The following is a 22,607-nucleotide window of genomic DNA, read 5'->3' on the forward strand; positions in this document are numbered from 1 at the left end:
TGTCCTGCTTTTTCATTTTGCGAAAAATATCCACGCCCCTCTCAAACAAATCAGAATTTTAACAATTTGTGAATCATTATAGAAGTGTGATAAATATCACATCTCCCGCTTTTTTGATTTTCTATAATAGAAATATAATCCTTTGTTCAATATTTCACATAAAAAGGGGAAACGAAAATGAAAAAACGTTTAGTTATGATCGGAAATGGTATGGCTGGCATACGCTGTATGGAAGAAATATTAAAACATGATAGTGATTCATATGAGATTACTATTTTTGGAGATGAACCGCATCCAAACTACAACCGTATTATGCTCTCTCATGTTTTACAAGGCAAAACAAATATGCAAGATATCATTATGAATGAATATAGTTGGTACGAAGAAAACGAAATAACTTTATACACAAACGAAAGAGTTCAAAGTATTAACCGAGAAGAAAAAATTATCATTACAGAAAAGAATCGTACTCTTACATATGACAAGCTCATTATTGCAACAGGTTCTAGTGCTTTTATTTTACCTGTTGAAGGTTCCACTCTTCCTGGTGTAACAGGATTTCGAACTATTGAAGATACACAATTTATGATAGATACCGCTAAAGAAAAGAAAAAGGCCGTTGTCATTGGTGGCGGGTTACTCGGTTTAGAAGCCGCGAGAGGTCTAATTGACTTAGGAATGGACGTGCATGTTGTTCATTTAATGCCAAACTTAATGGAGCAACAACTAGATACGAAAGCAGCTTCTCTATTGCGTGAAGATTTAGAAGCGCAAGGCATGAAGTTTTTAATGGAAAAGAAAACTGTAAAAATTCTTGGTACAGACTATGTTGCTGGCATTCAATTTGAAGATGGTGAAGTTGTAGATTGTGATTTAATCGTAATGGCTGTCGGAATACGACCAAATACGAAAATAGCCAGAGATGCTGGTCTCATTGTCAATCGCGGCATTGTAGTCAATGACTATATGCTAACAAATGATGAAGCCATTTATGCAGTTGGCGAATGCGCAGAACATGATGGTATCGCATATGGACTTGTTGCCCCTCTTTATGAACAAGGCACAATATTAGCGAAACATATAACGAATTTACAAACGAATGGATATATGGGCAGTATCGTTGGTACGCAATTAAAAGTTGCTGGTTGTGATTTATTCTCTGCTGGCCAAATTTATGAAGATGATCAAACGAAAGCAATTTCAATCTTTGATGAATGTAAACGTTCCTATAAAAAAGTATTAATTCGTGATAATAAAGTCGTCGGTATCGTTTTATATGGTGACACAGCTGACGGTACACGCCTCTTTAGCATGTTAAAGAAAGAAGAAGATATACAAGAATATACAGCCGCTTCCCTTCTTCACAAAGCTGGTGAAGAAAGTGAACTTGACGTTGCTACAATGAGTGCAGATGACACGATTTGTGGATGTAATGGTGTTACGAAAGGTACAATCGTTCATGCCATTTTAGAGCAAGAGTTAACTACTTTTGAAGAAGTAAAAGGCTGCACGAAAGCCGCAGGATCTTGTGGTAAATGTCGTCCGCTTGTGGAACAAGTTTTATCTCATACACTCGGAGATGCTTTTGATGCTTCTGCGCAGTCTGCTGGTATGTGCGGATGTACAACTTTATCACGTGATGAAGTCGTAGCAGCCATTCACGAGAAAGGCTTAAAATCTCCAAAAGAAGTACGCAATGTTCTTGGTTTTGCACATGAAGACGGCTGTTCAAAATGTCGCCCTGCTTTAAATTACTACTTACGGATGGCGATTCCAGAAGAATATGAAGATGATAAATCATCTCGTTTCGTTAATGAAAGAATGAATGGTAACATTCAGCACGATGGTACATTTTCTGTTATTCCACGTATGTACGGAGGCGTTACAACAGCTGATGATTTAATGAAAATTGCTGAAGTTGCGAAAAAATATGACGTCCCTCTTGTGAAAATTACAGGTGCGAGTCGAATCGGCTTATATGGTGTAAAAAAACAAGATTTACCTAACGTATGGGCTGACTTACATATGACTTCGGGATATGCGTATTCAAAATCTCTTCGTAATGTAAAATCATGTGTTGGTTCTCGCTTCTGCCGTTTCGGTACGAAAGATTCATTAGGACTTGGTATGCTACTTGAACAATCATTAGAAATGGTAGATACACCACATAAAATGAAGATGGGTGTAACGGGCTGTCCTCGTAACTGTGCGGAAGTACTAACGAAAGATTTTGGCGTTGTTTGTGTCGAAAATGGATACCAACTTTATATTGGCGGAAATGGTGGTACAGAAGTACGCGAAGCTGATTTTGTAATGATTGTCCCAACTGAAGATGATGTCCTTCGCATCGCTACAGCTTACATGCAATATTATCGTGAAACTGGTATTTATGGAGAGCGTACTGCCTACTGGACAGAACGTTTAGGCTTCGATCACATAAAAGAAATACTACAAGATGCAAGTATGGTGACTACGCTAAATGAACGCTTCCAAACAGCTCGTAGCACATATACGGAAGCGTGGGGACAAGCACTAGAAACGAAGTCATTAAAAGCGATGTATGAAGTAGAAACTGTGAAATAAGGAGCTGTGATCTATATGATACAAACGAAAGAAAAAATAAAAGTTATGCGTGCGGAAGACCTTCCTATTCAAATCGGTAAAGAAGTGCAAATGAAAGGTACGTCTATCGCCCTATTCCGCCTTTCAAATGGAGATATTCGAGCTGTAGAAAATCGTTGTCCTCATAAAAACGGACCGTTAGCAGAAGGAATTGTATCTGGAGAATTCGTCTTTTGTCCACTGCATGATTGGAAAATCTCATTAATAACAGGTGAAGTTCAAAAACCTGATGACGGCTGTATCCAAACATACGAAGTAGAAGTTATTGATGGTGACATTTATATAAACATGTAATTTACGAAAGGAAGCCTCCCCCTGGCTTCCTTTTACATAAAAATAGAAGAGGTGCGATTATGAACGGATATGTATATTTAGTTGGTGCAGGACCGGGTGATGAAGGGCTTATTACAAAGAAAGCGATAGATTGTTTAAAGCGTGCAGATATCGTTTTATATGACCGTTTATTAAACCCTTTCTTTCTTAGTTATACAAAAGAAACATGTGAACTTATTTATTGCGGCAAAATGCCAAAGAATCATATTATGCGACAAGAAATGATTAACGCCCACCTCCTTCAATTCGCACAAGAAGGAAAAATCGTTGTCCGATTAAAGGGCGGAGATCCATCTATTTTTGGCCGCGTTGGTGAAGAAGCAGCAACTTTAGCAGCAGCGAACGTTCCATATGAAATCGTACCAGGTATTACATCTAGCATCGCCGCTAGTAGCTATGCAGGTATCCCCCTCACCCACCGTAACTACAGTAATAGCGTCACTTTATTAACTGGGCATGCAAAAGGCCCTTTAACCGATCATGGAAAATATAATTCATCCCACAATAGCGACACAATTGCCTACTACATGGGTATAAAAAACTTACCTACAATTTGTGAAAACTTACTACAAGCAGGAAAGAAAAAAGATACGCCAGTAGCCGTCATTGAATGGGGTACAACCGGAAAGCAGCGCGTTGTCACAGGAACACTTTCAACCATTGTTCCTATCGTCAAAAACGAGAATATTTCAAATCCATCCATGACAATTGTTGGTGATGTCGTTTCCTTACGTAATCAAATCGCTTGGAAAGAACGTAAACCATTACATGGTAAAAAAGTTTTATTTGCATCCGCAACAAATAAAACAAGTTCAATGGTGCAAAAGTTACAAGAAGCCGGTGCAGAAATATATCAAATTCCAACTTTCAAAAAGGAAGAATACACATTAACATTTGAACAAATCAATGAAATTTTTAACGTTGATCGCCTTGTTTTTTATTCAGCTGAAAGTGTAGAAATATTGATGCGATCATGTAGTAAACATCAGAAAGATATTCGTTCCTTACAGGCGAAACTGCAATATATGAACGTTGCCACTCAAGAAAAACTGATGCAATATGGGCTACTAAGTAAACAAGCAGCATTCTCTTCTGATACTACTGTTTATTTAGGCAGAAATATTAATCGGATTGCTTTTATTCAAGAGAAAATTGGTGCCGGGTCATATATGATGACTCATGCGTATACAATTGATCATCGTTTCGATGAAGTCCATTCTCGTATGCTTTCTGAATTCTCATGGGATAGTATTGTATTTGAAGGGCGTGCCTCAATTGATACATTTCTATCAGAAATAAAACGCCTTGGCTTTATCGATATTCTTACTCTTCCCTTCTCATATACCGATATTCCAACTTTACACTATGCGAAGAAAATCGGGTTTTATAACGTAGATCAACAATTACAAGACATGATTATGAAGAAAGACATGGTGGGACAATGAAAGGAATTGTATATGTTGGACACGGTAGTCGCCTGCAAGAAGGTAATGAACAATTCATTCACTTTATTCAATCTGTTATGAAAGAACGTAACGAACAGATTCAAAAAATAGCTTTCCTAGAACTAACGACACCTACCATTCAAGATGTAGTTACAGAAACGATACTAGAGGGCGCAACTGAAATAATGATTGTACCTGTTTTATTATTTGCAGCAGCTCACTATAAACGTGACATTCCTTTTGAAATAGAGCAACTACAAAAGAAATATCCACAAATAACATTTTCAGTTGTACCACCCTTTAGTACGCATCCACATATGGTGGAACTTGTAGTAAAAAGAATACGTGAAACTATGCCAATGCAAGATAGTAGTATTTTACTCGTAGGGAGAGGTAGCAGTGATCCACAGCCGATACATGAGTTACAACAAATCGGAGCAACGGTCGAACGAAAACTCAGTATGCCAGTATCGTGCTCCTTTTTAACGAAAGGAGCGCCCTCTTTTACTGCTGAGCTCAAGGCTATAACATCGACTGCCTCCCATGTTTATGTCATGCCGTACCTTCTCTTTACCGGATTGTTGCTTCAAAAAATTAAGTTGCATACGAAAAAATATGATCACGTTACGACTTGTAACTGTCTTCAGTTTGATACATATATGAAATTAACATTGTTAGAACGAATGGAGGAATGTGTGTATGTATGACATGTACCCTCTTATGTTTAATCTAAATAAAAAAGTGGTCGTGATTATTGGTGGAGGTAAAATTGCATATCGAAAAGCGTCTGGATTAAAAAATACAGGCGCTTTTGTGACCGTTGTCAGCCCAGAAATTTGCGAGGAAATGAAGGAACTACCTTTTATTACTTGGAAGCAAAAAACTTTTAGTAATGATGATATTAAAGATGCTCACCTTATTTATGCAGCTACAAATCAACATGATGTCAATATGATGGTCAAACAAGCTGCCCATGATTTTCAATGGGTTAACGTTGTAAGTGACGGTACAAAATCATCGTTTCACACACCGGGTGTCATTCGATATGATGAATATGTTGTCACTATTTCAACTTCAGGTAAAAATCCATCGTTTACAAAGCGTTTGAAGCAGGAACTAACATCTATATTTCCTAAACTTATAAAAAAGCTTTCTCGTACTCACAAATAATAATCTATTTCTTAACTAAAATAGTAATTACCTTTGGACAAACGTTTTTTAGAAGCGTTTGTTCTTTTTGTTTTGGTTCCTTTTTTGAATTAAGCCGCTTGATTATCAGGCATGGTACAATTGTAAACGACACCTAATATATCAAAGACTGTTTTCTTCTCATATCGATGGGATTTCTGTCCATCATTTACCGCCTCAAATCTATTCGTTTTTGCACGTATATTCAAAACAAAATATATGACAAATAAATAACGACAGTTACTGTAATAATGCTGAAAAGTGTTGAAAATAAAACGATTTGTGCATGTAATTCAGGCTCTATTTGATACTCCATAGCAATGGTTGATGTATTTCTTGAAGTAGGAAAAGAACTTGCAATAAATAATAATTGTGCAACAATACCATCAATGTTTAGTAGGTATATCATGGCAAGTGCTAATAATGGTCCCATCAATAATCTTCCAATTAAAGCCCATGTTATGACTCGATGGAAAAAATTAAGCTTAATGTTGGATAATTGCGCTCCTAGCAATATGAGTGCTATTGCAACAAAACTATTCGCAAGCTGATTAAGAGGTAGAAAGATATAATTAGGTATTTGAATTGTAAAAGATTGAAAGAGAACCCCTAATATGAGTGCATGAAATACAGGTAGTCTTAGAAATGATTGAATAATACTTCCGATTGTTTTTGTTGCTGATAGTAAGTTATATATCCCATATGAATAAGTTAAAAGATTCTGGAAAATGACAATAAAAATCTGAATGGAAACCCCCACTGGATTGTGACTGAAAATCAATTGACTTACTGGTAATCCATAATTACCGGAATTCATTAACGAAATGCTATTTTTTAGAGCTGCACTTTCTCCTTTTTCTAACTTTAATGTTTTTGAAATGAAATGACTTACTATCATCACACTCAGACTGTAAAGTATTAAATAGTATATTATCTGGAGCAACAAACCTGTTTCTATACTAATATCATATATATTCACAAATACAGCCGCTGGCATCAAGCAATAAGTAATAAGTGTAGATAGCTGCTTTAAGTTAAATTGGAACTTTCTTTGTAAGATTGCACCAATTAGCATCAATATTAATATTGGTAATATTACGTCTAATATAATAAAAACAAACATTTAAAACCTCATTCTACATATATTTTAGTTGGATTAAACGCTCTCTTTTCCTTAACATATCAAATATGACTCATAAAGAAAATTAGGGATTATTTATACAAATTCATAATTTTATCTTATCACCCTAAACTGTATTCTTTATTTTAAGTGTATTTTTTCACAATATCCATTAGCCTTACCCAAAAATCTGGGCCTAAAAATATGCAGTTTTTTCTCGTTATAGATACCTCCATATGTTTTTGAATTTCGAAACATTTCAATATTTTAATATTTTTTTATACATATTAATAGATATAATTTAGAAAGGAGCGACTATTTATCGATTCGTTAGCGATCAATAGTCATCGTTTCATTCAAAAGTTATTATTTTCGTTCTCGATATATTCCGACAAAGGCAAAGTCCCTTTCTAGTACGCTAAACGTGTAAGAGGCGAAGTACCTTTAGCTACTCGTTCCTTTAAAGTTCCCCATTGTGGAATTCGATTTAATTTCATACATTTATCGCTTAATTTCTTTATCTGTAGGCAAAACAATTGCAGCAATTATATAAAGTAACACTGTAAATCCACTAGTAAAAAAAGCTGATAATGCAGTTACTATGCGAAGAATACTTACATCAATTTCATACTTGTCGCTTAAGCCACCTAACACACCTGATACTTGTTTATCTTGAGTGGACTTATATAACTTTTTCATCTAAACACCCCGATCCAATTAAATATTTGTATGTTAAAAATTAGTTCGATCTTTGGAAGAAATTTAAACTTTCTTTAACTAACCTACCCTTTAATTGAATAACATCTGATATCTATATTTTAACATAAAATCCCATAAAACTTCTGGTTTTCATTTTAATACCACATTATTTTAGAAAACAAGCATTTGTTAAGATAGCAATATAACATATTGAAGCCTATTACTAAAAGAACCATCCTAGATTACTTTAGGATGGTTCTTTTTCTTTATCCTTTTCGGCAAGAAGACTCCATCTGATGTGTGTTACGGGTGAAACCCAACAAATCAGGTGGAGATGAATTGCTATCAGTAGGTAGACCAAACACTTTTGTTTCTTTTTGTCTTACGATACAATCTGCCCTTAGATAAGGAGGGAATAGATCGTAAGACAACGAAATTGGATAATCATAATCCTTTTGTTACTTGAGCCAATAGGAATTGCGATGCAGACTATGTTCACATTTTGTTCCGTTCCAAATATTGATTTGTCAAAAAAATAATTTTAATGAACTTTCTAAGAAAGGTGGTGAAAACTATGACTAGGAAGAAAGCAGTGAAAGTATTACGTAAACAAAAGAAAAGAGAAACTATGCAACGTTTTACGCAGAAACAAAATATCGGACGAGCTTGCCTGACTGCCAAAGAATTCCGCTTACTGCAACGCATGTCACATAGTTCAAAAGCATTGCGAAATGTTGGGTTGTACACGATGAAACAAAGTTATTTGAACCATAATAAAATGGCTACTGTAAAAGAAGTGGATACTGCCATGCAAGCCGATATGAACTACTGGGGCATTCAATCAAACTCTGTTCAAGCAATTCGTAGAGCCTTATATGCAGAAGTAAAGAGCTTTTTTAAAGCGATGGAAAAATGGAAGAAAAATCCTGAGAAGTTCACAGGTCGTCCTAAGTTTCCGAATTATTCTCGTCCAACTGACAAACGAATCATTGAAATCTATCAAGTTCCAAAAGTGGATGATAACGGATATTGGATGATTCCGATGAGTGTTGCATTCAGAAAAAAATTCGGTTCCATTAAAATACGTATGCCTAAAAACGTAAGAAATAAAAAAATCTCCTACATTGAGATTGTACCGAAGCAAAAAGGTCGGTTCTTTGAGGTGCATTATACATATGAGATGCACGTCTCTCAAATGAAGAAACAATCAGCGACCACTAGTAACGCTTTGAGTTGCGATTTAGGTGTAGATAGATTAGTAAGTTGCGTGACAAATACAGGTGATACATTTTTAATTGCTGGAAAAAAACTAAAATCCATTAACCAGTACTTCAACAAAATGATACGTAATCTCCAACAGAAAAATATAGAAAATGGACTTTCGAAACGTGTTGTAACGAATCAAACGGCTGCACTTTGGCATAAACGCGAACGACAAATAAATGGTTACATTTCACAAACTGTAGGCCTGTTGTTCAAAAAAGTGAAAGCATTTGGCATAGATACGATTGTCGTAGGCTATAACGTTGGTTGGAAACAAAGATCTGATATGGGGAAAAAGAATAATCAAACGTTTGTTCAAATCCCGTTTCATGAACTGATTGCAGCGATTGAGAATAAATGTATAAAAGAAGGGATACGATTTTTAAAACAAGAAGAAAGCTATACTTCTAAAGCTAGTTTTCTTGATAAAGATCCGGTTCCAGTTTGGTCTAAGGATGATAAAACTTATTATCGCTTTAGTGGCAAACGAATCACCCGTGGTCTGTACAAAAGTAAAGCAGGAACATGTATCCATGCTGATATTAATGGTGCGCTGAATACATTGAAAAAATCAAGAGTTGTAGAATTGGATGAAAGTCTTAAAGTGAAAACACCGATTCTATTAGAAGTACAAAAACGTAAGGCTGTTGCTTCGCGCATAGCTTAGTGGGTGCGTCAACCATCTATGTGTACTCGACTTGTCGGGGCTTGTAGTACACGCCGGATTCATCTGAGTGGTGGCTTCTTCCATAAGGAAGAACTGCTCTTTTTCGAAAGGGTGGTGCAAGTGGGAAAACAATCGTTCGTTGCCAGTACCAACCAAAAACATACTTGGGGTGTTACGGTAAGGTGGCATGAATGCTAGAGCGTCAAATGTCTAGCGATAGATGAAAAGACCTAGCTTTCTAACTCAAGCCCCCACTGAAACGCTTCATCTCAGTGGGGGTAGTTGACTAATGATTCTTTAACATCACTAACAGCTTCTCTTGACTATACATCCATACTGTAATGATTAAACAAGCAAGTGCGACTTCTGATAATGCCATAAATCCAATTGCATAATGACCTGTTAGTTGGAATAGTAAAGTTAAAATTAGGGGTGGGAAGAACCCTCCTAGTCCGCCTAAAGCTGAAACGAGTCCATTTACAATACCAGCTTGTTCTGAGAAGTACATTGGAACGAGTTTGAAGATTGTACCATTACCAATACCTGCGCAAAATGCGACTAGTAGGCAACCAAATGTATACACGTTCATACTAGGCATAAATGATAAAATAATACCTGAAAGTGTTAAACCGATAAATACGAAGATTAATATTTTAAACGGGTTAAACTTATCACCAAGCCAACCACCAATCGGACGCATCATTGTTGCTAATACGATGAATCCGGCTGTCCGCATACCTGCATCTACTTTTTCTAATCCGAAATGAGATACTAAAAAGTTTGGTAAGTATACTGTAAATGCGACAAATGATCCGAATGTTAAAAAGTAAAAGATACATAAAAACCAAAGTTTTTCATTTTTATATACACCTTTTATTTGTTCCATTAATGGTGTATTCACCTTTTTCTCCTTACGATCACCTAATAAAAAGTTCATAAGTGCAAATGCTGCAAGTAAAACTAAATAACACTGTACTGTCGTTCTCCAGCCAACTGAAGTTGCAATGACAGGTGCTAAAAACGAAGTAATTGCTGTTCCGGCGTTACCGACACCGTAAATACCATTTACAAAACCGTGACTCTCTTTCGGAAAGTATTTCGGTAAAGAAGTTACCCCTACGGAGAATACGGCCCCACCGATTCCGACGAATAAGCCACCAATAATTAAATCCATCATTGAATTGGCAACACTAATATAAAAGACAGGAAATAATAATAGAATAAAACTAATAAAGAATAATTTTCTTGCTCCGAAACGATTTGTCCAATAACCAATTGGAATGCGAAGAACAGAACCTAAAATAACCGGTACTGCTGTTACCATAGAAATTTGTCCCGCAGTTAATGGAATATCCGCTTTAATATAAGGCATTAATGATGATAAAATAACCCATACCATAAAACCGATAACTAGATTAGAAGTTTGTAAACTTAATTGAAAATTAGGACCTTTCATCCTGTTCCCTCCTATGTATGCATAGTTATATTCATTCCCTCCAGCCTAATCACGTCCTAACATGATTAGGCTGAAAAGAATCAACCACCACTTACTGGCGGAATCATTGCTATGACATCGCCAGTTTGAATGATATCATCCTCATTTGCATACTCTTCATTGATAGCGACCATTATCTCACTTGAAATTGCTACGTTGTATTTCGTAATAAGGACTTCCTTTAGTTCAGCAACCGTAATATTTTCACAATCTATGTGTAATGCTGACTTACTTACTTCTTCTTGTAAATGTGCAAATAATAGTACTTCAATCATATTCTCATCTCCTTTCTAGGCTCACCATTTACATACGCTACCTTCTCTAACTGATCACCTATCCATGACTCACCATCTTCCCAAAACTCTTTCTTCCATATTGGAACAATTTGTTTTATACGCTCCATAATATATTCGTTCGCCTCATAGGCAGCTTTCCGATGTGGTGTAGAAACAGCGACGACAACAGCAAGATCAGAAATTTGTAATGTACCAATGCGATGTGTAATGGCGACATTTGTCCCAGGCCACTTCTCTCCTACTTCGGTGCCAATTCTCTTAAGCTGTTTCTCCGCCATTGTCTTATAAGCTACATACTCTAAATATAGTGTACGACGCCCTTTCGTAAATTCTCTGACAGTACCAATGAAAGTTGCAACTGCGCCACATTCACGACGAATTACTTTGTTTGTAACTTCTTCAATTGAAATAGGTGTATCAATTACTTCATAATACGTATGTATCATCTTGCACCTCTTATCTTTGTATAAGTTAGCAACCTATTTTTCTATTATTTGTATGATCGAAGTGGTTCTTCCCACGGCCACTCACTTCCGGCGCTTGATTCTAATAACAGTACCGAAACAGTTATTCCTGCTTCAAATCCTCTCGTTCCTCCCGGCAGGACTATACATGCATTCGCCTCTGCAAGTGAAGAAATTGCACTAGATTTGTCTAAACCAACTGGTGTAGCTTGCAATGTTCCATCTACAATTTCCACTTTCCCTCGTACAAAACGAGTAAATGGGTTTGCTTTCAGAAAGTCTTTCTGTAATATTGCCTCTGCACGATATACGTGCGAATCTTTTCTATGCAAATATGTTCCAATGGCTGGCCGAACATATAATTCACAACCGACATAACAAGCTGAAGGATTACCAGATAGACCAAATAATAGTTTTCCTTCTAGCTCAGCTACAGTTGTCACACTTCCCGGTCGCATCGCTATTTTGTTGAAAAGCACATTAGCTCGTAATCTCTCATAAATAGCAGGTAAATAGTCATAGTCTCCTACCGAAACGCCACCAGTTGTAATTAAAATATCGACTTCTTTTATCGCTTTTTTCACAGTGTTATAACACGTCTCAAAATCGTCAGCGAATTGTCCATAATACTGTACAACTCCGCCCGCTCGTTCAACTTGAGCAGCTATCATATAGGAGTTACTATTTCGAATCTTCCCTGGCTTTAATTGTTCATGTACTTCAAGCAGTTCACTTCCTGTCGTTACAATTCCGATAACCGGCTGTTTTACAACGTAAACGGTACTATAACCAAACGTAGAAAGAAGCGCCACTACTCCAGGGTTAATAACAGTCCCTTTTTTCACAAGGATGGTATTTTGTTTTACATCTTCACCTTTAAAAGAAATGTTATCACCGGCGGCGAAGGAGCGTTTTAATTTCATATACGTCTTTTCTTTTTCTTCAAATCCTTCCGTTAGCTCTAACATAACAACCGCATTACACCCTTTTGGAATTGCGGCTCCGGTCATAATACGGACAGCTTGAAATGCTTTCACTTCTTCTGTAAAAACAAAACCGGCTCCAATTTCACCAATCACTTCAAACAGAATGGGATTACTGCTACTTGCTTCTTTTGTATCTTCTGCTCGAATCGCAAACCCGTCGTATGGAGAGCGATCAAAATGAGGGACATCATGATCTGCAATAACATCTTCTCCAAGAATTCTTCCGTAACTTTCTATAAGAGAAACCTCTTCTATTTCACCTTGATGAGCGTATTTCATTACACGTGCCACTGCTTCTGCCACCGGAATTGGTATACGTTTTTCTAACATTCTTTTTCACCTCGTTTTAATAAGGGGCAACGCTCTTTCTGTTCATCCTATATATTTTGCGTATAATCGTTTTGCTATTTTCACATCATTTGTTCCATGAATAAATGCTCTACCGTCTGTAAATAACACGAAACGATATTCATCAATTAGAAATGATAGTAAGTAAGGCGTTTTTTGGACATGTACACTTTTTTGTAATCGTTTTTGAATTTCGTTTAAATTAAGATTTCTCTTTATTCCTGAACGGATTTGAACCGTATTCCGTCCGCATAGCACTTCCGTTTTCATCTGCGCTTCAAATGCTAGACTTGGATACGTTCGTGATTTCCCACAAGATGGACATGTAGTTTTTTTCTGTCTATTTACTTTTAATGAGAGATATTGATTGTTCCAAATATCAAATGATAACATCGTTCCTCTTAGCGACTCATAATCATCCACCAATATTTTCATCGCCTCTGTCACTTGGTGAGCAACAACCATCTGTACAGCTGGCTGAATAATTCCGGCTGTATCGCATGTTGCACCGCCCATAGGATGATCCATTAGACAGCGAAAACATGGTGTTTTCCCAGGAAGAATTGTATACGTTACACCGTAACTTCCAATGCATCCACCGTATATCCAAGGTATATTTTCTTTTTGTGAGATGTCATTTATAAGTAGGCGCGTATCAAAATTGTCAGTCGCATCTAATATGAGATCTACTTCTTTTGTTAACTCTTCTATTTCTTGCATTGTGACATCCGTTACAACTGGTACAATTTCCACTTCAGAATTAATCTTTCTTACATGTTCTGCCGCTGCAATTGCTTTCGGTTTAGACTGCTTTGCATCTTCTTCTGTATATAACTGTTGCCGCTGTAAATTACTCCATTCGACGTAGTCACGATCGGCAATTGTCAATTTCCCAATTCCCATCCTAACGAGCGCTTCCGCATTTGCAGCTCCTAGTGCACCCGCACCGATTAGGAGCACTTGCTTTTCTCTTATTTTGCTTTGTCCCATTTCACCAATTCCAGAAAACAATACTTGCCTTGAATATCGCTCTTGCATAGAGGATCCTCCTTTCACTATCCGCCAATGTAAGACATTTCAACTTTTGGACGTTTATTTGTACTTTCCGTCGTTCTTTCATCTGAATATCGATCTGTTCTATATCGCCATGTATGTTGTAAAATTTTTAATAGTGAGGCATCCGAAATATTTTCTCGAAGAAGCGTTCGCAAATCCGTTCCTTTTTCTCCAAATAAGCACGTATAAAACTTGCCGTCTGCCGAAATACGAGCTCTCGTACAAGAAGAACAAAATGACTCAGATACTGAAGTAATAAGTCCAACTTCGGCATCGCTCCCTACATATCGATACAATTTCGCAACTTCTCCAAAGTAACGAGGTTGAACAGGCTCAATCGGATATACGCGATTAATCTTCTCTATTAATTGTTCCTTCGTAATAACTTGTTCAAAGTTCCATCCGTTCGTACTGCCAACATCCATAAACTCAATGAAACGTAACTGTATTTCTTGTTCTTTAAAATACTGAGCCATAGGAAGAATTTGACTATCATTCATTCCTTTTTTTACGACCATATTTACCTTTACTTCTAATCCAGCTGCCTTCGCTGCTTCAATTCCTTTTAATACAGGTTTTGTGCTTACATTTCGGCCATTTATTTTTTTGAAGACGTGATCCTCTATTGCATCTAAACTAATATTTACACGTTTTAATCCCGCGTCTTTTAACGCCTTAGCTTGTTTTGCTAAATGAATACCGTTTGTTGTGAGCCCAATATCCTTTAAGCCTTCTAACTTTGCAAGCCTTGCGATTAACTTCGGTAAGTCTTTACGCAATAACGGTTCGCCGCCAGTAAGCCTAATTTTATTGACTCCCATACTTATAAACAATCTTGCTAATCTTTCTATTTCATCGAACGTTAATAATAACTCTTCTTGTAAAAAAGCGTAATCAGGTCCGAACACTTCAGCGGGCATACAATATGTGCACCTGAAATTACAACGATCAATAACTGAAATACGTAAATCTTGAAGTGGCCGTTCTAAAGAATCTTTCATTTTCTCGTGCATCTATATCCCTTCTTTTCTGCTCAAATCCTTAGTAAGTTTTCGTTTTTTTATTTGCTTTCATTATAAAAAAGAAGCGACATATTCAATGTGACATTTCTCACATCACTTTCCCCATTCAAAAAATCTTCACAAATCCGTTCGAATTTTGTTCACATCTTCAGTCTCTCCTCCTTACGGTCATTGAAATTTCACTTTATTTTTAAAATAGCTCTTGCATTTTCAGCATATTTACACTCAAAATAGGAAATGTATTGCTTATAAGAAGAAAGGTGATTGCTGTGGCAAACAGTATGACATTATCTCAAGATTTAAAGGAATTACTTGCATCTGTTGAATATAAAATGCAGATTAAAAAGGGGAGTTTTATTTTTCAAGAAGGTATGGAAGCAACAGAACTCTATATCATCCACTCTGGAAAAGTACAAATTAGTAAACTAAGTGCTGACGGGCAAGAATTAACACTCCGTATTTGTTCGGCATACGACATTATTGGAGAATTAACATTATTCACGGACAATGCGAAGTATTTATTAAATTCAAAATGCCTTGAAGATGTTGAAGTAGGAGTAATAAAGCGTGAAACCTTAGAAAAAGCATTACTCCAAAAACCCGCACTTGTATTTGAATTTATGAAATGGATTAGTGAACATTTAAGAAGAATGCAAACGAAGTTCCGAGATTTAGTATTACACGGCAAAAAAGGTGCCTTGTATTCTACTCTCATACGAATGACAAATAGTTATGGTGTGTTAAAGGAAAATGGTATTCTCATCGATTTACCATTAACGAATCAAGAACTTGCTAATTTCTGTGCAACTTCACGTGAAAGTGTAAATCGAATGTTAAATGAATTAAAAAAGCAAGGCACAATTTCTATTCATAAAGGAAAGATTACAATCCACGATTTACAATTTTTAAAATGTGAAATTGCATGTGAAGATTGCTCTACCTCTGTTTGTAGTATTGATTAGCATCTTATTTAGATACTTATACCTATAAGGAAAGCCGAGGTCTCCAATTAGATCTCGGCTTTCCTTATAAACTACTAAACATATAAAACTAAATCATTTTTTCAATTCATTTGGAATACGTCTTCTGTAAATCACATAACTACGGCTTAAGTATTTAATTGGGGCACTAAAAACATGTACCAGTCTAGTAAATGGCCATACTGCGAAAAGCCCCATCCCTGCAAGAATATGAATTTTAAACCATACAGGCACTTCCATCATATATTCGACTTTCGGTTGGAAAATAAAGAGACTTCGGAACCAAGGACCGATCGTTGTACGATAATCAAACCCTTTTGAGTCGATGTTTAAAAAAGTTGAAGAAAGTCCTGCTAGCATTACGATAAGTAATAAAATAAGCGCAATATAATCTCCCTTTGTACTCGTTGCAATGATGCGTTTTACTGTTACACGGCGGTACGTTAATATAATTAAACCGATGATAGAAGCAATACCTGCCGGAAGTCCGAAACTAATTGCTATTATGTGATACATATGCTCCGAAATACCTATTGAACGATATACAGCCTCTGGAATTAAAATCCCCATAACATGACCGCCAATTACGAACATGATCCCAAAGTGGAATAATAGACTTCCAATTCGTAGCATTTTCTTTTCTAATAGTTCACTAGATTTTGATGTCCATCCAAATTGATCATAGTTGTATCTGAAAATATGTCCACCGATAAAGATCGCAAAAATGATATAGGGAAACAATACCCATAGAAATTGATCCATCATTTTGACAACTCTCCTTTCTAATTTGTCTGTACACCCCATGTATCGATAGCGAGTAGAACAGCCGCAAGAATCGGTTCATACATACTACCTGCTTCTTTTAACTGTACGTGTAATGCTTGTATGTTCTCCTTGTATTTACTCATAATTGGTTCACTGTCTTGCTCATTTGCATTTGCAAAAAACTCGAGTAATAACGGTAAATAATCAGGTAGTTCTTTATCTGTTACTTCAAAACCAGATTTTTTATAATGCTGCTTTAACTCTAGTAATTCAATACCTCTTTCTCTTTGTTCGCCGGTGTTCATATAAGTTAAATACATATTTGTCTTTTTACCAAAATCAAATGTATATACGTAACAGTCAATTAATTGATCATCCATTTTATCCAGCGCTTGCTTTATAAATGCTGTAAGTGATGCTTTAACGTCTTCCTGTTCAATCGCTTCAATCTCTTCTTGCAATTCAGTTAAAGCTTCTCTCCACCCGAGTTCCGGATAGGAAAGAAGGAATGAAGAACATGAAAAAGCAGTTTGTAAACTTTGTTTCATATTTTTCCGCCCCCATTATTTAAGAAATTGTCGTGCAAGAGCCTGGGCCACCTGTGAAAGATAAACCACAGCTTCCTTGTTCGTTATATAAATCTGCAACTTGCTCGCGGTGAGATGTCGGGATGACGAAGCGATCTTTATATTTCGCGATAGCAAGAAGACGATACATATCTTCTACATCCTGTTTCGTTAAGCCAAGTTCTTTTAATACCGATTCATTTGGTTCTTTATTAATTTGCAATGCTCTCATATGTGTTCGCATAACAGCCATTTTTTTCAATGTAAGTCGAATATGTGATTCATCTCCTGCAGTGAGTAAATTTGCTAAATATTGAATTGGAATACGCATATTATCAATAGTAGGGAAAATCTCTTCTGCTTGCCAGTTACTACCTTTCCCCTCCACCATGTTCATAATTGGGCTAAGCGGCGGGATATACCAAACCATTGGCATTGTACGATACTCTGGATGAAGAGGTAGAGCGATTTTCCAATCGATAATCATTTTATAGATTGGTGACTGTTGTGCCGCTTTAATCCATTCTTCAGGAATCCCTTGTTTTTTCGCTTCAGCTGCTACTTCTGGATCATTTGGATCGAGGAAAACAGTAAGCTGAGATTCATATAAATCTTTTTCATCTTCAACAGACGCCGCTTCTTTTACTTTGTCAGCGTCATATAGCATTACCCCAATATATCGAATACGTCCTACACATGTTTCCGAACAAATTGTTGGCATACCCGCTTCAATACGCGGGAAGCACATTGTGCATTTTTCAGCTTTATTTGTTTGCCAGTTAAAATACACTTTTTTATACGGACAAGAAGATACGCAAAATCTCCAAGCACGACATGCATTTTGATCTACAAGGACAATCCCATCTTCTTCACGTTTATACATCGCACCCGATGGACACGAAGATACACAAGATGGATTCATACAGTGTTCGCATATGCGCGGTAAATACATCATAAAGACATTTTCAAAATCCGTTTTAATTTCTTCTTCCATTTTCTTTACGTTCGGGTCTTGCAATCCTGTTATATGTCCGCCAGCTAAATCATCTTCCCAGTTTGGACCCCATTCAATTTTGTCGATAAATTCACCTGTAATTGCTGATTTCGGACGAGCAACTGGCTGATGCTTACGCTGTGGACTATTTGTTAACGTTTCATAATCATAGTTCCAAGGTTCAAAGTAATCATCAATTGTTGGTTGATCTGGATTGTGGAAAATATTCATAAGGCGCTTCATTTTTGAACCGGATTTCAGTTGAATTTCACCATTTTTCAATTCCCAGCCGCCTTTATATTTCTCCTGATCTTCCCATTGCTTCGGATAACCAATTCCCGGTTTCGTTTCTACGTTATTGAAGTACATATATTCAGCACCTGGACGATTTGTCCAGGTGTTTTTGCACGTTACACTACAAGTATGGCAGCCGATGCATTTATCTAGGTTCATTACCATTCCGACTTGTGCTTTAATCTTCAAGCCAATCTACCTCCTTCAGTTTGCGAATTACAACGTTTAAGTCACGCTGGTTCCCTGTTGGACCATAATAGTTAAATCCGTAGCTTAATTGGCCATATCCACCAATCATATGTGTCGGTTTCACATGAATACGGGTTGGACTATTATGCGTTCCTCCGCGGGTGCTTGTTAATTTCGTACCAGGCACGTTAATGTGACGATCTTGTGCATGGTGCATAAATGCCATTCCCCTTGGTATACGGTGCGTTACAACAGCACGTGCTACAACAACTCCGTTACGGTTAAAGCACTCAATCCAATCATTATCTGCAACGCCAGCTTCTGCAGCGTCCTCTTTATTCATCCAAACAGTTGGACCACCTCTAAATAGCGTTAACATCGGTAATGAATCGAAATACATACTATGAATTGACCACTTATTATGTGGTGTTAAATAGTTTAAAGTAATTTCTTTCCCTTCTACTTCAGGCCGTGATTTACGGAACGGCTTATGTTGCAGAATTGGTTTAAATGTTGCCATCGTTTCACCAAATTCTTTCATCATGTCATGATCTAAATAGAAAGATTGTCGACCAGTTATCGTTCTCCAAGGAATGAGACGTTCTACATTTGTAGTAAATGGTGAATAACGGCGTCCACCTTTTTCTGAACCTGTAAATGCTGGAGAAGTAATTACTGTTTTCGGCTGCGCTGTAATTTGTTCGAATGTGAAGCATTCTTCTTCACGTTCTTCTGCTAAATCACGTAGTTTTAAATCCGTTTGTTTTTCAAGTGCTTCCCATGCTTTTACAGCCATATGACCGTTTGTTGTAGAAGAAAGTGTTAATACCGCTTCAGCAGCATTAATTGCTTCTTTTATGTCTGGGCAACCTTTCGCAATAGAATCCGTTCGAACGACTCCTAATCGGCTCTTTAATTGCTCATATTCTTTTTCCGCAGACCAAGAAATCCCTTTCGTACCAATTGGCTGTTTTCCGGTATTTGGTCCTAGCGCAGTCATTTTGTCATAAATCGTTTTATAATCCCTTTCGACAACATGAATTTGTGGCATCGTTTTACCTGGGATCGGTTCACACTCACCTTTGCTCCAATCTTTAATCTTGCCAAGTGGTTGCGCTAATTCTTGTGGTGTATCGTGAAGAAGTGGTGTTGCAACAACTTCTTTCATTGGTTCAAGATCTATTTTCTTCGCTAAATCAGACACAGCTTTAGAAAGAGAAGTGAAAATGTCCCAGTCAGAGCGTGCTTCCCACGGTGAACCGATTGCTGGATTAAATGGATGTACAAATGGATGCATATCTGTACTACTTAAATCATGCTTTTCATACCAAGTTGAAGCAGGTAAGACGATATCAGAATAAAGCGCTGTTCCAGCCATACGGAAATCTAAATTAATGAGTAAATCTAACTTCCCTTCTGGTGCTTCTTCATGCCACTTAATTTCTTCTGGTCGTAACGAATCACTATCGTCATTCATTAATCCGTTCGTTGTACCTAATAAATGTTTTAAGAAATATTCGTGTCCTTTACCAGAACTTGAAATTAAGTTTGCACGCCATACGAATAAGTTGCGCGGGAAGTTATTTTTATTATCAGGATCTTCAATCGCAAATTTCAGTTCTTTATCTTTTAATTTTTGTGCAACGTATTTTCCGATTTCTTCTTGCGTTGTTGCACCAGAAGCAACAGCTTCTTTATATAATTCAATCCCATTTTTCTCGAATGTCGGATACGAAGGTAACCAGCCAAGTCGCGCTGCTAATACGTTGTAATCACCGTGATGTTGATAACGAGAGTTGCCTTCCACTGGTGATGCTAAATGTCCAACTGGTGTATCTTCATAGCGCCATTGATCTGTTACGAAATAGAAGAAAGATGTACCGTTTTGTAATTTTGGTGGCCCTTGCCAATCTTTTGCCATCGCGATTGTTTGCCATCCTTCTGCTGGTCTTAATTTTTCTTGACCAACATAATGCGCCCAACCACCGCCGTTTACACCTTGTGCCCCAACGAGAAGAACAAGATTTAAAACGGCGCGATAAATCGTATCAGAGTTAAACCAATGGTTAATACCCGCTCCGACAATAATCATTGAGCGACCATTCGTATCAACAGCATTTTGTGCGAACTCACGAGCGATTTGAATAATAAGCTCACGTTTTACTCCTGTCATTTTCTCTTGCCATGCAGGTGTAAACGGTACGTCATCATTGAAGTCTTTCGGCTCTTGCCCGCCAAGCCCTCGGTTCACACCATAATTTGCTAACGTTAAATCGTATACAGTTGTAACGAACACTTCTCCTTCTTCTGTCATAACTTTTTTCACTGGAATTGTACGTTCTAATATTGTATTTCCATCATCAGAGAAGTACGGAATTTGTACAGTTTGAACACTATCCTCCATTCCAAGTAAAGAAAGACGTGGATCAATCTTTTCACCTGTTTCTTCGTCTTCTAAACGTAAGTTCCATTTCTTTTCGTTATCCCAACGTGACCCCATTGTGCCGTGAGGTGTTGCAAAATCATTCGTATTCTCGTTCCAAAGTACAGGTTTCCATTCTCCTAACTTCGTTTCACGTCCAACATCAGAAGCGTTTAAGAAACGATCAGCAACGTATTGATCTCCTTTTTGTTTCAATGTGACGAAGAAAGGAAAATCAGTATATTGTTTCGCATACTTTGTGAAGTATTCCACTTGATTATCTACGTAAAATTCTTGTAAGATCACGTGCCCCATTGCCATCGCAAGTGCACCGTCTGTACCTTGTTTCACACTAATCCAGTCGTCCGCAAACTTTGTTGACTCAGCGAAGTCAGGACTTACAGAAACGACTTTCGTTCCTTTATATCGAACCTCTGCTAAAAAGTGAGCATCTGGTGTTCTCGTCATCGGTACATTTGAACCCCATGTCATAATGTATCCGGAGTTATACCAGTCACTACTCTCTGGTACATCTGTTTGATCGCCCCAAATTTGCGGAGAAGCTGGTGGTAAATCTGCGTACCAATCATAGAAGCTAAGCATCGGTCCACCCATAAGTTGCATAAAGCGGCTACCCGCTGCATGACTTAACATCGACATAGCTGGAATTGGTGAGAAACCAACATTTCGATCTGGACCGTATTTCATTACTGTGTATAGTAAAGAAGCTGAAACGAGTTGTAACACTTCATTCCAATTCGCACGAATGAATCCCCCTTTACCACGCGCCTGCTTATACGTACGTGCCTTCTCAGGGTTTTCCACAATGCTTTTCCAAGCGTCTAATGGTGACTCGTTATTTTGTAATTCTTCTTGCCACATATTCCAAAGAACACCACGTACATACGGATATTTCACACGAAGTGGACTGTAAATATACCAAGAAAAACTTGCTCCACGTGGGCATCCTCGTGGTTCAAAATCAGGCATATCAGGACCTGTAGTCGGATAGTTAAGCTCCTGCCCTTCCCAAGTTACAATTCCATCCTTCACATATATATTCCAACTACATGAACCAGTACAGTTCACGCCGTGTGTAGAACGAATTACTTTATCATGCTGCCAACGCTTTCTGTACACATTCTCCCATTCGCGATCTTCATATGTTTCTTGTGTATGATTATCGTTATAACGATCTATTGGTGAAAAATATTTTAAACGTCTCATTAGTGCTGAAGGTTTCTTCTTCATACTGTTCACTCCTTTAATACGTCTCTCTTACATACCCTTACTATAAGAGAGGTTGTAAAATACAGATGTGACATTTCGCACAGTTCAAGAGATTGTCAAAAATTACGGAACAAATATAAAAAAGTGAAAATCTAATCATTGT

Annotated in this window: 19 protein-coding genes; 7 read left to right on the plus strand and 12 right to left on the minus strand. The window is 37.2% G+C overall.

Annotated features, from left to right (window positions below):
- The first annotated feature begins 177 nt into the window (after positions 1-177).
- The 5 genes from nirB to MNO09_RS20265 are packed head-to-tail and all read left to right on the plus strand — an operon-like array spanning position 178 to position 5,570.
- A complete protein-coding gene (gene nirB / locus MNO09_RS20245) occupies positions 178-2,583 on the plus strand; it encodes an NADPH-nitrite reductase large subunit (protein ID WP_078183117.1) in 2,406 nt (801 codons plus the stop codon).
- Between the two features lie 15 nt (positions 2,584-2,598).
- Entirely contained in the window at positions 2,599-2,916 is a 318-nt protein-coding gene (gene nirD, locus MNO09_RS20250) for a nitrite reductase small subunit NirD (RefSeq protein ID WP_000616696.1), read from the plus strand.
- A gap of 59 nt (positions 2,917-2,975) precedes the next feature.
- Complete coding sequence (locus tag MNO09_RS20255; RefSeq protein ID WP_070168735.1) at positions 2,976-4,400, plus strand: uroporphyrin-III C-methyltransferase; 1,425 nt, start codon at positions 2,976-2,978, stop codon at positions 4,398-4,400.
- Positions 4,397-5,107, plus strand: a complete 711-nt coding sequence (locus MNO09_RS20260; protein WP_000676447.1) for a sirohydrochlorin chelatase — start codon at positions 4,397-4,399, stop codon at positions 5,105-5,107. Before MNO09_RS20255 ends, MNO09_RS20260 begins: the two co-directional genes overlap by 4 nt.
- Entirely contained in the window at positions 5,100-5,570 is a 471-nt protein-coding gene (locus MNO09_RS20265) for a precorrin-2 dehydrogenase (RefSeq protein WP_078183116.1), read from the plus strand. Before MNO09_RS20260 ends, MNO09_RS20265 begins: the two co-directional genes overlap by 8 nt.
- Before the next feature lie 223 nt (positions 5,571-5,793).
- On the opposite strand, the gene MNO09_RS20270 is transcribed toward MNO09_RS20265, so the two are convergent.
- Together MNO09_RS20270 and MNO09_RS20275 are read right to left on the minus strand one after the other, a co-directional pair.
- The gene (locus tag MNO09_RS20270) at positions 5,794-6,711 is read right to left on the minus strand and encodes an AEC family transporter (protein ID WP_078183115.1); all 918 of its coding nucleotides are present in this window, start codon (positions 6,709-6,711) and stop codon (positions 5,794-5,796) included.
- Between the two features lie 498 nt (positions 6,712-7,209).
- Complete coding sequence (locus MNO09_RS20275) at positions 7,210-7,407, minus strand: PspC domain-containing protein (protein ID WP_000737850.1); 198 nt, start codon at positions 7,405-7,407, stop codon at positions 7,210-7,212.
- A 574-nt stretch (positions 7,408-7,981) separates the two neighbouring features.
- Here MNO09_RS20275 and MNO09_RS20280 point away from each other — a divergent pair.
- A complete protein-coding gene (locus tag MNO09_RS20280) occupies positions 7,982-9,337 on the plus strand; it encodes an RNA-guided endonuclease TnpB family protein (protein ID WP_070168731.1) in 1,356 nt (451 codons plus the stop codon).
- A gap of 286 nt (positions 9,338-9,623) precedes the next feature.
- Here MNO09_RS20280 and narK read toward each other — a convergent pair whose 3' ends face one another.
- From narK to moaA, 6 genes are all read right to left on the minus strand, one after another.
- Positions 9,624-10,793, minus strand: coding sequence for a nitrate transporter NarK (gene narK, locus MNO09_RS20285; RefSeq protein ID WP_000678171.1), 1,170 nt, complete (start codon positions 10,791-10,793; stop codon positions 9,624-9,626).
- Positions 10,794-10,873: 80 nt separating this feature from the next.
- Positions 10,874-11,107 carry a molybdopterin converting factor subunit 1 gene (gene moaD / locus MNO09_RS20290; RefSeq protein ID WP_000573685.1) on the minus strand — a complete coding sequence of 78 codons (234 nt, stop codon included), beginning with the start codon at positions 11,105-11,107 and terminating at the stop codon, positions 10,874-10,876.
- Positions 11,104-11,574, minus strand: a complete 471-nt coding sequence (locus MNO09_RS20295) for a molybdenum cofactor biosynthesis protein MoaE (RefSeq protein ID WP_000582103.1) — start codon at positions 11,572-11,574, stop codon at positions 11,104-11,106. Before MNO09_RS20295 ends, moaD begins: the two co-directional genes overlap by 4 nt.
- Before the next feature lie 44 nt (positions 11,575-11,618).
- Positions 11,619-12,908 (minus strand): molybdopterin molybdotransferase MoeA, encoded by a 1,290-nt coding sequence (locus MNO09_RS20300; protein ID WP_000890794.1) that lies wholly within the window; start codon positions 12,906-12,908, stop codon positions 11,619-11,621.
- Between the two features lie 42 nt (positions 12,909-12,950).
- Complete coding sequence (locus MNO09_RS20305) at positions 12,951-13,964, minus strand: molybdopterin-synthase adenylyltransferase MoeB (RefSeq protein ID WP_001158147.1); 1,014 nt, start codon at positions 13,962-13,964, stop codon at positions 12,951-12,953.
- Between the two features lie 17 nt (positions 13,965-13,981).
- Positions 13,982-14,995, minus strand: a complete 1,014-nt coding sequence (gene moaA, locus MNO09_RS20310; protein ID WP_000544619.1) for a GTP 3',8-cyclase MoaA — start codon at positions 14,993-14,995, stop codon at positions 13,982-13,984.
- Between the two features lie 278 nt (positions 14,996-15,273).
- Here moaA and MNO09_RS20315 point away from each other — a divergent pair, with 278 nt between their 5' ends.
- Entirely contained in the window at positions 15,274-15,966 is a 693-nt protein-coding gene (locus tag MNO09_RS20315) for a Crp/Fnr family transcriptional regulator (protein WP_000013864.1), read from the plus strand.
- A 93-nt stretch (positions 15,967-16,059) separates the two neighbouring features.
- Here MNO09_RS20315 and narI read toward each other — a convergent pair whose 3' ends face one another.
- Genes narI through MNO09_RS20335 form a run of 4 tightly spaced genes read right to left on the minus strand, consistent with a single transcriptional unit; the run spans position 16,060 to position 22,465 of the window.
- Positions 16,060-16,749, minus strand: a complete 690-nt coding sequence (narI, locus tag MNO09_RS20320; RefSeq protein WP_000969205.1) for a respiratory nitrate reductase subunit gamma — start codon at positions 16,747-16,749, stop codon at positions 16,060-16,062.
- A 17-nt stretch (positions 16,750-16,766) separates the two neighbouring features.
- Positions 16,767-17,297: a nitrate reductase molybdenum cofactor assembly chaperone gene (gene narJ / locus MNO09_RS20325; RefSeq protein ID WP_000814221.1), complete on the minus strand. Its 531-nt coding sequence runs from the start codon at positions 17,295-17,297 to the stop codon at positions 16,767-16,769.
- 19 nt (positions 17,298-17,316) lie between these two features.
- The gene (gene narH / locus MNO09_RS20330; RefSeq protein WP_000692675.1) at positions 17,317-18,792 is read right to left on the minus strand and encodes a nitrate reductase subunit beta; all 1,476 of its coding nucleotides are present in this window, start codon (positions 18,790-18,792) and stop codon (positions 17,317-17,319) included.
- A complete protein-coding gene (locus MNO09_RS20335; RefSeq protein ID WP_000729056.1) occupies positions 18,782-22,465 on the minus strand; it encodes a nitrate reductase subunit alpha in 3,684 nt (1,227 codons plus the stop codon). Before MNO09_RS20335 ends, narH begins: the two co-directional genes overlap by 11 nt.
- Positions 22,466-22,607: the final 142 nt, after the last annotated feature.

The sequence above is a fragment of the Bacillus sp. N5-665 genome (assembly GCF_022637375.2).
Taxonomy (GTDB): domain Bacteria; phylum Bacillota; class Bacilli; order Bacillales; family Bacillaceae_G; genus Bacillus_A; species Bacillus_A wiedmannii.